Source organism: Lysinibacillus sp. F12, from assembly GCF_057773605.1.
On sequence record NZ_JBYMLP010000001.1, the window covers coordinates 523,852 to 537,710 of the forward strand.

Genomic DNA, 13,859 nt, shown 5'->3' on the forward strand with positions numbered 1-13,859 from the left:
CACTACTTTCTTACTAAAGGCAATGTCATACATCGAATGCCTCCACCACCTTTTTCAAGCTCTGTGATGTCCACTTCCAGTAATTTCTTTTTACTTAATATTGGATGCTTCAATAACTGCTGCTTAGATGCCTGCTTACTGATTACTAACGTTTCTGGATCAAGATTAATTAAGTTAATGTCCGGAATGGTTTTATAGGTTTCCAGCCAGTAAACATCAAAACCATGACGCTGTAAAAATGGTGCGGGCATATCAAAATAACTTCCCTGGGCTGTAAACACCTGTACAGGAAAATAACGCACAAAGCTTTTAGCAATCATTAAGTTATGATTCACAACATTACAATTCATATCTAAATGAAGCGTATCATTGCCTTTCGGTAAATCAATAACCGCAATTTCTGAAAATCCTTGTTGAAAGAAGCGCTCCTTCAAGCTTTCAACAGCCTCTAATGAAGTTCTCATCCCTAGATTCATGAGGATTGCATCCTTATTTAATAGCATGACATCCCCACATTCAAGGGATTGAGAAGGCTGTGCATTGCTTATAAATTGTTCGGGAAACCACTTGGCTAAAATAGCATGAGCATATGGATACTCAGGGCGTCTTAACGAGCTTCCAGCGTTACCAGGTAAAAGCTGCTGCCCCACAACACAGGCTAAATCGCGCACAAAATAACGATTAATGAGCTGTTCACTTAACAGCTGCTGTTCTTTTGTTAATTCTTTGGCATAATCGATTACTCTTACCCCAGCGTTTTCAAGCGTTGTCTTCAATGCCAGGAAATTTTCCATAGCTTTATGATGGTTGACAGGCTCACTCCACCCAACCTGCTCAGCTATTTTTGAATCAGTTACATCTACTATCGAAGGTGCACAAAGCATGACCACCTTTAGTTCCTCATGCTCCGACCAACAATTTACTTGAAATGAGTCCATCTTTGTTCTCCTCTTCTGCTTGTCGTTCTCTGTTAGCGTTACCATTGAAAGGGAGATTATACAATAGGAACAGTCACAAACAATGTCATGAACTATATGTAGCATAAATAAAAATTTAGAGAGAACGACAAAGGCTCTCTCTCATTACGTAAAATATTCTAATTTCGCTTGCGGGAAGAACTTTTTCATATAGCCATATAAATGTTCTTTAATATCTTCTTCCTCATCTTTTTGATAAATGTATTTACCTATTCCATATTTCCCCCATTTATATCGTCTCACGGTTTCGTCAAGTTCTAGCTTTGTCATCGGATAATTTTTTTCAATCACACGTTTAGCTGGCTTCGTAAAGCGATGCTGGATAAACTCAAACGTAATATCCTCACGCACATCCTTTGGTAATTCAGCATCTAATCGCTCAAACATCTGATAATACCCCTCCTGCCATCCATCATGTAGATAAATGGGGGCAACGATGAAACCGAGCGGATAGCCAGCCCTTGCCACTTTCCCAGCCGCCTCAATTCTTTTTGCTAATGGAGAAGTTCCAGGCTCAAAATGCTTAATCACATAATCCGCATTGACGCTAAAACGGAATCTTGTTTTACCATTATGTTTAGCATCCAATAGGTGATCCACATGATGGAACTTCGTCACAAATCGTAATTGACCTAATTCACTTTGTCCAAAATGCTCAATAGCACGTTTCAATGTATGTGTGAGATGGTCAATCCCTACAATATCGGACGTACAGGATGCCTCAAAACGTGTAATGTCAGGAGCACGTTCAGCCATATAATGATCAGCCTGCTCCAATATTTCATCCACATTAACATACGTACGAATATAAGGCTTGCTACCCATCGTTGTTTGTAAATAACAATAATGGCAATGACCCATACAGCCAGTGGCAAATGGAATGGCATATTCAGCGGAAGGCTTGGATGTATCAAACTTTAACGTTTTCCGGATGCCCACTACCAAAGTAGATTTGGCTACTCGATACTTTTGAAAATCATTGTCTCCAGGGAGATTTCTTACTTGGTTATGCGAAGTTGTATAGCGTATTTCGATTCCCATCTGCTCAAACTTTTCTTTTAACTCCTGACCTAACGGATAGTAGAGCGCATCAGGCTCAAAATAGACGAGCTGAGGGATAAATGGTTTATTCATCGTTATCCTCCCTCAATGAAAATACTGGTGGTAGGCTTGCTCAGCCGCCATTTCACTTGAAAAAATTAACATATCATTCGTTATCGGATAATAGGTTTCAAATAGGAATACGGCTAGCTCCTCTGGTTGCTCTGGATGATTAACCACCGCGGCTTCCTGTATATTCGCTACATCCTGAATATGAGGATTCCGATAAAAAATATAAACGATATCACCGACATTATATGGTTGTTGCATCTTTTCACCTTCCTCTGTCTTTCTGTTAGTGTGGTGAAATGGTTAGAGAAATATGTCATAAAAAAATTTTTTACGTAATATACATAAATTTATGTGAAGCTATCTTCAAATCTAGGAAAATAGAATAATGCAGAATTTTTTAATTATTTGGTATAATCAAGAAAAGGAGGAAGATATATGATCAAACAATCCATTATTGAAAATGTCCTTGAAGCAGCGCTAGCAACTGGTGGGGATTTTTCAGAAATTTTTATTGAAGATAAATATGTCAATGACTTTGTCTTACAAAGCGGCAAAATTGAACAAAGTATTACTGGGCGTGATTTTGGAATTGGTATCCGCATTTTTTCAGGACTTCAAAGCATCTATACTTACACCAATGATTTTTCTGAGGCAGGTTTATTAGCAGCGGCAGAGCGTGCAGCCCTGGCCATCAAAGGCGGTAAATCGGGTACCATTCACCCTTTGCATAAAGAAATCATCACTCCTATTCATCAAATTCTCCGCATGCCTCATACAGTGGAACACGCAAGAAAAACAGCTATTATGCGACAAGCAGACTCTATTGCCAGACATTATGATCCCCGAATTCATCAGGTAAAAGTTCGATATTTTGATGAACAACAAAACGTACTGATTGCAAATTCAGAGGGTAAGCTTGTTGAGGATACACGCGTTCACAGTAGACTTAGTATGCAAGCGACAGCTACAGAGGGTACTGAGGTACAAACGGGCTTCTATGGCCCAGGTGCACATGCAGGCTTTGAATTTATTGAAAAGCTAGACCTAAACCATTATGCAGGAGAAGCTGCACGTATCGCAGTCACAATGCTTCATGCAGATGAATGTCCAAGCGGTAAATTCCCTGTCATTATTGATAATGAATTTGGTGGTGTCATTTTCCATGAGGCTTGTGGACATGGCTTAGAGGCAACTGCTGTTGCTAAAAATAATTCAGTATTTGCCAATCGTATCGGTGAACAAGTCGCTCCTGAAATTGTTACATATATTGATGATGGTACACTTCCGAACGAGTGGGGATCATTAAATATTGATGACGAGGGAGAAAAAACTAGAAAGAACATTTTAATTGAAAATGGGATTTTAAAGGGCTATTTAATTGATAAATTTAATGCTCGCCGTATGGATGCACAGCCAACTGGCTCTTCTCGTCGACAATCCTATCGATTTAACCCCACATCACGTATGACAAATACGTATATTGCCCCAGGCACATCTACGCCAGCCGATATTATTGCATCGACCGAGTATGGTATTTACGCAAAGTATATGGGAGGTGGACAAGTTTCCCCTTCTACTGGCGATTATAATTTTGCCGTAATGGAGGCCTATATCGTTAAAAATGGAAAAATTGACCGCCCTGTACGGGGCGCAACACTCATTGGCAATGGCGCAAAAACATTGCAGCTCGTTGATCGAGTAGGTAATAATCTCGCTCATGGAGCAGGTATGTGTGGTTCTCTAAGCGGAAGTCTTCCTGTCAATGTTGGTCAGCCAATGATTCGGGTAAGCGAAATAACAGTTGGTGGAACGAAGGGGGAATGATGAATGAACATTGCTAAATACCAGGAAAGACTATTAGACAAGGCACAAGAAGCGGGATTTATAGAAGCGGAGGTTTATTATGAACAAAATAAATCAATTCGATGCATGCTCTACAAGGGCGAGATAGATAGCTACGAAACGTCTGAGGACGGAGGGCTAAGTCTACGAGGGCTTTACAACGGAAAAATGGGCTATTCCTATACAGAAAAACTAGACGATGATTCGATTTCCTTTTTAATTAATAGCGCAAAAGCAAATGCAAACATACTTGATGAAGATGAGGGCGTAGCCATTTTTCATGGCAGCGCTAAATACCCATCCTATGAATATTACAATGAAGAATTAGAGACTATCGGAATTCCAGAAAAAATAGAGCTCCTTCGTTCCATCGAAGAAAAAATTCGCGCATACGATTCACGTATCATTGCTCTTGATTATTGTTTCCTGCAAGAATATACGACTGAACGCTCATTAGTGAATAGTAAAAATCTTGCCTTATCACATAAGGAGAACGGCCTCGTGATTTTCCTCTCCACCGTTGTAAAAGAGGGTGAAGAGATGAAAACAGGACGTTATTTGAAAATGACACGTGATTTTCCTTCTCTGCATGCTGATGATATTGCCAAGGAAGCAGCTGAGGAAGCTCTTGCGAATTTAGGTGAAAAATCGATTCCTAGTGGAAAGTATCCAATCATACTTCGCTCTGATGCATCAGCATCATTATTAGAAACATTTATGCCGATACTGTCAGCTGAAAATGCTCAAAAAGATCAATCTCTATTAAAGGGAAAGGTGGGACAAAAGGTGGCATCAGGGGCAGTTTCCCTACTAAGTACTCCATTCCATCCTGCCGCATTGTCTGGAGCAAGCTTTGATGGTGAGGGTGTTGCAACAAAAGAGCAGGAAATTATTTTAGAGGGGACACTCCAAACACTTCTGCATAATAGAAAAACGGCCAAAAAAGATAACTGTGAAACAACAGGGCATGCCCATAAAGATTCCTATAAAGGAGCCTTAACGATTGCGCCCCAAATTTTATATATTTCAACTGGTGAGAAATCTCTAGATGAATTAATTCAGTCGGTTGGTAACGGTGTATTGATTACTGAATTATCTGGGCTTCATTCTGGTACGAATACGGTTTCAGGTGATTTTTCAGTCGCTGCTAAAGGATTTCAAATTCAAAATGGTAAAATTTCCTCCCCTGTTAAGCAAATGACGATAGCAGGTAATTTTTTCGAGTTTTTACAGGATATTAAAGAAACTAGCTCTGAGCTTTACTTCCTACCAGGAGGATATGGCTCCTCATCGCTACTTGTAAATGAACTATCTGTAACAGTGGAATAACACCAAAAAGTAAGCCATTCTAATTTCTCGGCAATTCTTTTATCTATAGTCACCAACCTCTCATTCAGTGGAAGTGACTATGGGTGAGAGAGTTGCCTTCTTTATTGTATAAAGCCAGTGTCATCCACTATTTTTGCTAATCCTCCTACCACCTTCCCTCTTAAAATTCTCTTACAGCTTCTACGATATGTAGACAAGGAAATACTGCGACATAGCAACTGATGGTTAAATTTTCTTTTAGAGGTAAAATGGTGAAACTTTTAGGCCTTTGATACGTTAAATAAGTTGTCATGCTGCGTCAGTTATATGGCATGAAGAAGGGTGGAATATATGAAAAAAATATGGACTTTATTTTTTGCAGCAATGCTTATTGTACCGCTATTGCTGCAACCGGCAACCGCACAAGCGGCAAAAGCCATCACAATTACTGTGGACGGGGTTCAATTGAAGACCGATCAGCCGCCAGCGATGATTCAAGGGCGTGTTATGCTGCCACTTAGAGCAATCTTTGAGGCATTGGGTGCCAATGTAAATTGGGATTCAAGGAGTCAAACTGTAACAGGGTATAAAGGAGATACTACAGTAGTTCTCAAAATGAAATCGAAGGTAGCTACTATTGATGGCCAGTCAGTTACGCTTGATGTACCAGCACAAATTTTAAGAGGCAGAACTATGGTACCAGTTCGCTTCGTTAGTGAAGCGCTTGGTCAGGAGGTTGACTGGAACTCAAAAAATCAGACTGTCACTATTATATCTGACACTCCAAGCTATATCAGTATTTCTCCTGCGAGCAATGTATCTGTACGCGATGTTAATGATCAGGGAGATGGGCGTGACATGGAGATTAGCTTTTCCAGATCGTCTACAGAATCATACGTCGATCATTATCGGGTAATGGTTTTGAAGGCATCCAAAAGCTTCAATTTAGCATCTGCCTTGAAGGTCTCCCCTTCTAATTATACAGTAGTATCTACATCAAATTCGAATCGTGCTGTTACTTTATCGCAGAATTCAAGGGATGTGGATGGAGACTTCATTAGAAATGATCAGCCTTATGTAGTTCGTATACTTGCGGTTGGGAAAGGTTCTTATTCTAGCGTTTTATCGAGTTCTTCCGCAAAGATTACCTTAACGAATTTGTCGTCTGTTACAGAGGTAACAAATGTGAAAATGAATGATATTAACGATTTTGGCGATGGACGCGATATCTCAGTTAGCTTCACTCGTCCGCAAAATGATAACAATATTTCCAATTATCGTATGTATATCGTAAAGTCTAGGGATGCTAGCAATTTTAGTCTTACTACTGCCAATAATTTATCAAGCAGCTACTATACAACCGTGAATAAATCGGGAAATAACGGCAGTATTTTGACAGGAACTTTATCTTCCACAGCACGTGATACTGCCGGTGATCTCATTAAGAATAACGTACCTTATACAGCGTTCGTTATGTCTGTAAGTAACACGAATTCATTAGGAAATAAACTGTCATCGGGCTCATCATCCGTAACACTTAGTCAAAATACAATGTCTACTCCGATTATTACACAAGTGAGTGATATCAATGACTTTGGGGATGGGCGTGATTTAAGAGTTAGCTTCAATAAAGTGTCCGATGAATCTACTCTTAGCGCTTACAGAATTTTTGTAGTAAGAGCTAACAACTATTCAAATTTTACATTGACAAAGGCAAACAGCTTATCTAGCACTTATTACACACAAGTAAACAAAACAGGCTACAATATTACTCAGGTACTCTCTTCAGGAGCAAGAGATACTGACGGATATCCCATTCAGAATGGCGTTAGCTATCGTGTGTTCGTTATGGCTGTAACAAATAACTCAGCGAATAATACGCTATCTTCAGCCTCGAATACGATTACGCTATATAGCAGCAATGCGGGTGCAGTATCGAATCTATATGCTAACGATGTAAGTGATTATGGCAACGGACGTGACCTCTTTGTCTCTTTCAATAAAGCTGTAGACGAGTCCATTATTAGTCACTATCGGATTCTAGTTGTACCAACAGCTTATTACAATAGCTTAAGTCTGACGGAAGCAAATAATATATCCAGCAGCAATTATACAACTGTATACAAATCTGGAAAATCCATATACGAGCAAACGTTATCTGAAAATACTCGAGATGTGCGCGGTAATACAATCAAAGAAGGTACTAGCTACCGCATTTATGTTTTAACTGTAGCGAATGGAATAGGAAGCAATGCACTATCTGCGCCGACATCTACGATTACGCTAAATAAGAACTTTAATGTGCAAGCTGTATCCAATCTAAATGTGGCAGATATAGACGATAATGGAGATGGCCGTGATGTGCAAGTAACGTTTACAAAGCCTTCGAATGAATCAAATGTCAATCATTATCGAATTCTAATTGTACCGACAGCTTATTACAGTAGCTTTAATCTTTCACAAGCCAATAGTAGTAATTATTACATCACTGAAAGCAAAGGTGGGAATATAACTACAACGAGAACGTTGGATGGGATTAGGGATGTACGTGGTAATTTTATTACGGAAGGAACTAGCTACCGCGTCTATGTACTGACTGTATCCAATGGAAATTCTCCAAATACCTATGCTCTATCCTCTGCTTCGCCTGTCATTACACTTAGTAAAAGTAAAGCTGTTCAGGCGGTAAGTAATATTAATGTAAGCGATGTTGGTGATTATGGAGATGGTCGAGATTTACAAATATCGTTCTCGAAGCCTTCTGATGAATCCAATATTGGTAGCTACCGTATACTTGTCGTACCCGCATCAAAAGCAAATGGATTTGATGTGAACGCAGCTATTAAAGCCACTAATTTTATGGATATAAATAAAGGTCAATCTAGTATAAGTTTGGGAACTGGTAGTAAAGATACAGAAGGAAGACTGATAACGAATGGCGAAGAATATCGCATCTATATATTGTCCGTAGGTAATGGCACGTCAAAGGCAATGTATAACTTATCCTACCCATCTTCTTCTATTACTTTAGTGGATCATTCAGCACCTGTAGCGGTAGAGAATGTACAACTGAGTATTCAAGGTCAACAAAATAGATATTCCGATATTACCATTAGCTTCGATGTCAAAAACGGACAAAACGTAACGGAATATAGAGTGTTTATGCTACCTAAAGATGCCGCAGATGGTTTCAAAGATAGTGATGCCATTAACAATAATTATAGTACTAGAATTTATCAGAATGGTCTCCCCAATGTAAGTCAAAGTCTAAATATAGATTTAGATGCATTTGGAAAACCACTCACAGCATCCATAGAATATGTGGCTAAGGTTTTAGCTGTGGGCAAAGGAAATTATCTATCAACTACGTCCAATTCAGTGATGCTTCTGGAAAAGCCTGATAATACTAGTGGTGCGGCGTCCCAAGACGCTCAAATTAACCCATAAGACAAATAGTTTATAAAGAAGGGACTCCCAATGGTCTTCATCGACCAATGGGAGTCCCTTCTTGCTGTATGGATCATGCTATAATAAATTATTTGGACAAATCTATTTTTTTATTTAATAAATATATTGATAGTCCACCAACTGTCATAGACAATAATTCTCCAACCCCCACTGTGAACCATGTAGCCCAAAAAGGAAGGTCATAAAGAATGGTTAATTGCCCTGCAACCGTAAACATGGATACAGCAAAAATCAATGCTGTCACTACCATTTTTACGATATCATTGGCGATATGCTTTGTAATGCTTCTACAAAGTACTAGTACTAGGAAGGTGGCAATCCCGCCAATTGGCACATCTACTATCCATGTGGGCGACATAAAATTTGCTAGTATGACGCCTAATGTCACTGCGTATACATAACGCTTATTGTACAAGGCCAGATAATTAAACATTTCTGACAATCGTAGTTGAACAGCGCCAAAGCTAATGACTGACAATAAAACCGTTACAGCAACATATAGTGCTGCAACAAGAGCCGTCTTTGTCAGTTCACTCACTGACATACGGCTTGAATCTTTTACAATCGATGTATGCAATTTTATTCTCCTTTGTAAAATAGCTAATCGCTATTTTAGTAATAACTACGACCAAAGGAAGAGAGCTTAGCGCCCTATCTGAAGTGCCGTAGTGCAAGCAATTTTGCTTACTTGCGTATTATAGCAGAAGAATAACTTGATGAACAATCCTACTTAGTCAACCAGCCACCATCGATTGGTAATACAGTACCATGCATATAATCTGCTGCTGAGCTTGCTAAAAATAAGGTTAAATTTGCAACCTCCTGAGGCTGTGCCCAGCGACCAGCCGGCGTTTCCTGTGCTACCCATTTCGCCATTTCTCCGTCACCCTCAAAATCTGCCTGATTCATCGGAGTTTGAATGGCTCCAGGTGCAATTGCATTTGCTCGTATTCCCGCTCTACAATAATCTAAATCTAACTGCTTTGTATAGCCAACAATGGCATGCTTAGAGGCTGTGTAGGCCGCTCCACCACCACCAGCAACAAGTCCAGCAATAGAAGCCATATTGACAATCGTACCAGCTCCTCTTGCAACCATATGAGACAAGATTTTATTCGTCACAAAAAACGTTCCTTTAACATTGGTGTTCATAATTTTATCCCATAATGCTTCGTCCGTATCCAGCGTCTTTGCAAAGCCATCTAAAATACCTGCTGTATTACATAAAATATCAATTTGTGTAAATGAAGAAATAGCAGCTTCGTACGACTGTTCCACATCTTGTTGGCTACAAACACTACCAACCATATAGGCAAAATGCTCTGGATATTGCTGCTGTAATTGGACTAACCCTTGCGCTTCTATATCAAAACCAAATACATTCGCGCCATTTTCTAAAAAAGCAAGTGCTTGAGCATATCCAATTCCTGATGCAGCCCCCGTAATAAAAATCGTTTTATTTGTATATTCTTCGAATCTCATAACATGTCTCCTTACAACAAGAAGCCACCTCAAAATTGAGATGACTTCTCCTATTATTATTCAACTACTATCCAATCTTCCGCTAATAAATCACATACTGTAGGCGTGAACATTGTATAGCCTTCTCCACGTACATTAATCAAAAAATAAGGATTCAAAGTCTCTCCATCGTGTTGACTTTGGCCGACTAGCTTCACATATAGTTCAGCCCCGCCCCAGCCTTTACGAATTACTTTTTCTCCTGCTTTTAAGCGTGGTAATATTTCTTCAAACGTCATGTCTTCATCCTCTATTCCCATTCATTATCGCATTAGTATACTGGATTTTCATTAGGTTGACAACAATGGGTAGCATTGCTTTTTCATCTGTACCTGCTCTGTCGTCACCTTTAGTCCATTTGCCACTAAATAGCTTGTTGCTGGATTACTTGCTAAGAAATTAACAGCTGATATATTCACCTTCTGAGCTGTCAAACTGGCTAAAAAATGCGGCAGTAATTTGACATTACTCACGTCTAATACTTCTAATTGATAAAGAATAACCCGCTCCAACTCACCCTGTTTACCCCAAACTATTTTATATAACATATAGCCCAGCACATCATTTGCTTCGTTATAGAAAACCCGAGCTTCTCCTTGCTTAACGCTATGCCAGCTACATTGCCAAGGGACATCTTCCTGATAAAATGGCACGTGAGGTAATTGCTCTGGACGAATTATTTCTGCTCGAATAGCTGATGTTTGTTCTACTCTCGCTGCATATTCCCCACTTAAAAATTGAAGTTGATCGGTTATAGCATAGCCATATTTCTCATACAAAGCAATCGCTACTGAATTTTCCTTTATTGCTTCCAGTACAGCAATTTCAACATTTTCACGTTCATAGATTGCTAGTGTTTCCTCCATTAGTAATCGTGAAACGCCTTTCCCACGATAAAAGGGTGAAATGCCTGTGCCGCCATTCCAAGCCACTTTCTTACCATTAATAATGCGAAAGCCGTTCATAACAATACCAATCGGTTCATCATGGTCAAAAACGACAATGGAGTGCTCAGCTGACAGCCCCTCCCCAACAAGTCGCTGCAAAAACATTTCTGTCGACATGTCAATTGGCACAAAGTATCCTTCAAAGCCTTTGTTCCACGCCCGCAATACTTCCTCAAATGTACATTGAGAAACTGTTTTGATATTCATCATTTCCCTCATCTCAAATTGTATCTAATTTTGCTAAATCTTCTAATGTCAGTTTTCCCAAAATTTCATACCCATGACCTAAGCCCTTAGGTTTTACAATAACGGTGCCCATACTCGAAATATCCCCTAGCCCCATATCTTTCGGAAAACTATGGCCAATCATGACTCTATTGATTCCCTTCGGTGGTTGCATTTCCATCATAGATTGAAAAGCCATTAAAATTGTATTTTGTTGAACAGTCGACAAATTTCCACCTAACATAAAGATCTCAAACAAAAAAGGGTCAATCTGTACCTGAACATTTGGAAAAGCCAACTGAGCTGTTTCAATCGTTCGACAGAAAGGACTAGCTGTGATAGGCGCAAGGATGGGGATTTGCCAATAACGTAGCATCTGGCCATAATATACAGCCTCATGACGACCTTGTTCTGATAAATTTCTTTGATACTGACAACTTTGAAATAGAGCATTCGCTTGATCTACACCTACTGTTGCAGTCCCATGCCTTGCATATAAAATAAGTCCTCCTTCTTTTAATAATTGCAGGAGATCCTTTTCCAATTCTTTCATCCCCTTCATTTTATCACTTTATTCTTTGTAATGTATGTCTTACAAATAGAAAAAAGCTCCCTATTTTTTAGGAAACTTCTTTCTTTTACAGGGAAATAAAGTAACGCTGTCGATCTCCACTTCTGGCAGACGCTCTCAGCAGGAGTCGCATTCCCTCGTTCCAATTAATTTTTCGATAAAGTACTTTATCTACCAAAAATATGGAACAGATGATGTATGACAGGCAAGGGATTTTTTTATGCGACCTTTGTTTCAGGAATTTTATGAACTTTCCTTGAGTATAGGAACTGAGACATAAAATGTGCTATTTCACCTTTTTAGTTTACTTTCTTGTAAAGGATTATTAAACTAGTGTTTACGGTGTGTAATTTTAAAGTCATATTGATTTTGTGTTTTATTTTATGTAGGATAAACAAGCATTGTTTGGTTTACAAACAAAAAATAGAGTTAATTAATATTCTAGAATATTAATAGATGAGGAAGTCCCGAGTTATATGAAAAATCCAAAAATAAAGCTTATATTAATTCTATCAACAATTTTATTATGTTTGTTTACAAGTTTAAACATCATTACATCCTATGTAAAAATTAAAAAGACCGTTGAAGAATCAATTGCTAATCAAAGTCTAGAGGCTGCCACTACCATTGCATCTTCCATCGATACCATTGCCTATCAGCAATTTTTAGATAATCCGCACAAGAATGATTATTATTGGGAAGTAAGAAGTTACTTAAATGATGCAAGGGTAAAGCTAGGTGCATTATTTGTTTATACATTACAGGTGGATAACCCAAAAGTATCAAAAGCAATGGTAATGGGTATGCCGAGTGAACTAAAAAAAGGATTTGAAATAGGTGAGGTTTGTACTGTTCCTGCTCAACAAGTAGAAAAAGCCTATCATGGTGAAACCTATGTTACAGAGGTAATCCATGATTCAGTCCACGGTTCTTATTTATCTGTTGGTGCGCCCATTAAAGATGATACAGGCAAAATAATTGGTTATCTAGGTATTGATATAAGCGCAGATACTTTAAATGGTATTAAAGGAAAAGTCATTGAAGATAACCTATTTATTTTTATTTTCAATGGTGTCTTTATTTTAATTGTTGCTGGTTCTTTTTTATTTTTACAAAGATGGTACCAAAAAGAGGTAGCGAAGGAAGTAGGCGCTACAGAAGATACTTACCAAGCAGAAATCAAAACGTTGATTACCTCGGTGTCTTCGTTACGTCATGATTTCACGAACCATATTCAAGTTTTACATGGCCTTTTACAATTAGAAAAAACAGATCAAGCAAAACAATATTTAGCATCACTGTCTAAAGAAGTGCAAGCGATTAAATCTTTAAAATTAAATATTGATCATCCAGGTTTATCCATATTATTACAAACAAAAAAGCTAACTGCACAGAATCATAATATTGATATGGATTTTACCATCTCTCAGGGCGACTTTAATAAAATTAAAACGACAGATTTAATCAAGATTCTATCGAACTTAATTGACAATGCGATTGATGCTGCCAATGAATTGCCTGAGGGGCAACGTAAAATTATGATTTGTTGTCAAGCAAATGAAACACAATATGAATTTAAAATTACGAATACAGGACCGAATATTGTAGATGAGAATCAAATCTTTAAACAAGGATTCTCTACGAAAAAGCATGAAAATGGTAAAATTCGAGGGCAAGGTTTATTTATCGTGAAAGAAATTGTCCATAAATATCATGGAGATATTTCGATTGAATCATCGAAACATCTTGAAACGACTGCCATCGTCCATATTCCGTTCAAATAGCTACAAAGTGTAGAGACCATTAGACAAAGGCCATTGAGAAAATGATTCTCAATGGCCTTTGTTTTTTCTCATCCTCGTACGCATAGTAATAGAAGTACAGCAC

At 38.5% G+C, this 13,859-nt stretch carries 12 protein-coding genes; 4 read left to right on the forward strand and 8 right to left on the reverse strand.

Translation table 11 applies throughout. The features are described from left to right. Positions 1-2 precede the first annotated feature (2 nt). The 3 genes from AC3CH7_RS02785 to AC3CH7_RS02795 all read right to left on the reverse strand — a co-directional run bounded on the left by AC3CH7_RS02785 (position 3) and on the right by AC3CH7_RS02795 (position 2,348). The gene (locus AC3CH7_RS02785; RefSeq protein WP_036161210.1) at positions 3-938 is read right to left on the reverse strand and encodes an arginine deiminase family protein; all 936 of its coding nucleotides are present in this window, start codon (positions 936-938) and stop codon (positions 3-5) included. Positions 939-1,082: 144 nt separating this feature from the next. After that, positions 1,083-2,111, reverse strand: a complete 1,029-nt coding sequence (splB, locus tag AC3CH7_RS02790; protein ID WP_488381556.1) for a spore photoproduct lyase — start codon at positions 2,109-2,111, stop codon at positions 1,083-1,085. Positions 2,112-2,123: 12 nt separating this feature from the next. Continuing rightward, positions 2,124-2,348 carry a transcriptional regulator SplA domain-containing protein gene (locus tag AC3CH7_RS02795; protein WP_012293724.1) on the reverse strand — a complete coding sequence of 75 codons (225 nt, stop codon included), beginning with the start codon at positions 2,346-2,348 and terminating at the stop codon, positions 2,124-2,126. A 177-nt stretch (positions 2,349-2,525) separates the two neighbouring features. Here AC3CH7_RS02795 and AC3CH7_RS02800 point away from each other — a divergent pair, with 177 nt between their 5' ends. The 3 genes from AC3CH7_RS02800 (at position 2,526) to AC3CH7_RS02810 (ending at position 8,687) form a co-directional block, all read left to right on the forward strand. Next, positions 2,526-3,914, forward strand: a complete 1,389-nt coding sequence (locus AC3CH7_RS02800; protein ID WP_012293723.1) for a TldD/PmbA family protein — start codon at positions 2,526-2,528, stop codon at positions 3,912-3,914. A 3-nt stretch (positions 3,915-3,917) separates the two neighbouring features. Then, positions 3,918-5,261, forward strand: coding sequence for a TldD/PmbA family protein (locus tag AC3CH7_RS02805; RefSeq protein WP_031417192.1), 1,344 nt, complete (start codon positions 3,918-3,920; stop codon positions 5,259-5,261). 330 nt (positions 5,262-5,591) lie between these two features. Beyond that, the gene (locus tag AC3CH7_RS02810; RefSeq protein ID WP_488381557.1) at positions 5,592-8,687 is read left to right on the forward strand and encodes a copper amine oxidase N-terminal domain-containing protein; all 3,096 of its coding nucleotides are present in this window, start codon (positions 5,592-5,594) and stop codon (positions 8,685-8,687) included. An 88-nt stretch (positions 8,688-8,775) separates the two neighbouring features. Here AC3CH7_RS02810 and AC3CH7_RS02815 read toward each other — a convergent pair whose 3' ends face one another. From AC3CH7_RS02815 to AC3CH7_RS02835, 5 genes are all read right to left on the reverse strand, one after another. Continuing rightward, complete coding sequence (locus AC3CH7_RS02815) at positions 8,776-9,285, reverse strand: QueT transporter family protein (RefSeq protein ID WP_227256869.1); 510 nt, start codon at positions 9,283-9,285, stop codon at positions 8,776-8,778. 149 nt (positions 9,286-9,434) lie between these two features. Further along, a complete protein-coding gene (locus tag AC3CH7_RS02820) occupies positions 9,435-10,190 on the reverse strand; it encodes a 3-oxoacyl-ACP reductase (RefSeq protein ID WP_099806418.1) in 756 nt (251 codons plus the stop codon). Positions 10,191-10,246: 56 nt separating this feature from the next. Then, positions 10,247-10,468, reverse strand: coding sequence for a DUF2829 domain-containing protein (locus AC3CH7_RS02825; protein WP_012293718.1), 222 nt, complete (start codon positions 10,466-10,468; stop codon positions 10,247-10,249). 51 nt (positions 10,469-10,519) lie between these two features. After that, positions 10,520-11,383 (reverse strand): GNAT family N-acetyltransferase, encoded by an 864-nt coding sequence (locus AC3CH7_RS02830; protein ID WP_488381558.1) that lies wholly within the window; start codon positions 11,381-11,383, stop codon positions 10,520-10,522. 13 nt (positions 11,384-11,396) lie between these two features. Continuing rightward, positions 11,397-11,963: a histidine phosphatase family protein gene (locus AC3CH7_RS02835; RefSeq protein WP_012293716.1), complete on the reverse strand. Its 567-nt coding sequence runs from the start codon at positions 11,961-11,963 to the stop codon at positions 11,397-11,399. Between the two features lie 485 nt (positions 11,964-12,448). Between AC3CH7_RS02835 and AC3CH7_RS02840 the strand changes: the two genes are divergently transcribed. Next, positions 12,449-13,756: an ATP-binding protein gene (locus tag AC3CH7_RS02840; RefSeq protein ID WP_012293715.1), complete on the forward strand. Its 1,308-nt coding sequence runs from the start codon at positions 12,449-12,451 to the stop codon at positions 13,754-13,756. Positions 13,757-13,859 lie beyond the last annotated feature (103 nt).

What these genes read in the sequence shown, in the direction of transcription:
- AC3CH7_RS02785 (WP_036161210.1), bottom strand. Translation starts at nt 938, where the DNA reads ATGGACTCATTTCAAGTAAATTGTTGGTCGGAGCATGAGGAACTAAAG.
- splB (WP_488381556.1), bottom strand. Translation starts at nt 2,111, where the DNA reads ATGAATAAACCATTTATCCCTCAGCTCGTCTATTTTGAGCCTGATGCG.
- AC3CH7_RS02795 (WP_012293724.1), bottom strand. Translation starts at nt 2,348, where the DNA reads ATGCAACAACCATATAATGTCGGTGATATCGTTTATATTTTTTATCGG.
- AC3CH7_RS02800 (WP_012293723.1), top strand. Translation starts at nt 2,526, where the DNA reads ATGATCAAACAATCCATTATTGAAAATGTCCTTGAAGCAGCGCTAGCA.
- AC3CH7_RS02805 (WP_031417192.1), top strand. Translation starts at nt 3,918, where the DNA reads ATGAACATTGCTAAATACCAGGAAAGACTATTAGACAAGGCACAAGAA.
- AC3CH7_RS02810 (WP_488381557.1), top strand. Translation starts at nt 5,592, where the DNA reads ATGAAAAAAATATGGACTTTATTTTTTGCAGCAATGCTTATTGTACCG.
- AC3CH7_RS02820 (WP_099806418.1), bottom strand. Translation starts at nt 10,190, where the DNA reads ATGAGATTCGAAGAATATACAAATAAAACGATTTTTATTACGGGGGCT.
- AC3CH7_RS02825 (WP_012293718.1), bottom strand. Translation starts at nt 10,468, where the DNA reads ATGACGTTTGAAGAAATATTACCACGCTTAAAAGCAGGAGAAAAAGTA.
- AC3CH7_RS02830 (WP_488381558.1), bottom strand. Translation starts at nt 11,383, where the DNA reads ATGAATATCAAAACAGTTTCTCAATGTACATTTGAGGAAGTATTGCGG.
- AC3CH7_RS02835 (WP_012293716.1), bottom strand. Translation starts at nt 11,963, where the DNA reads ATGAAGGGGATGAAAGAATTGGAAAAGGATCTCCTGCAATTATTAAAA.
- AC3CH7_RS02840 (WP_012293715.1), top strand. Translation starts at nt 12,449, where the DNA reads ATGAAAAATCCAAAAATAAAGCTTATATTAATTCTATCAACAATTTTA.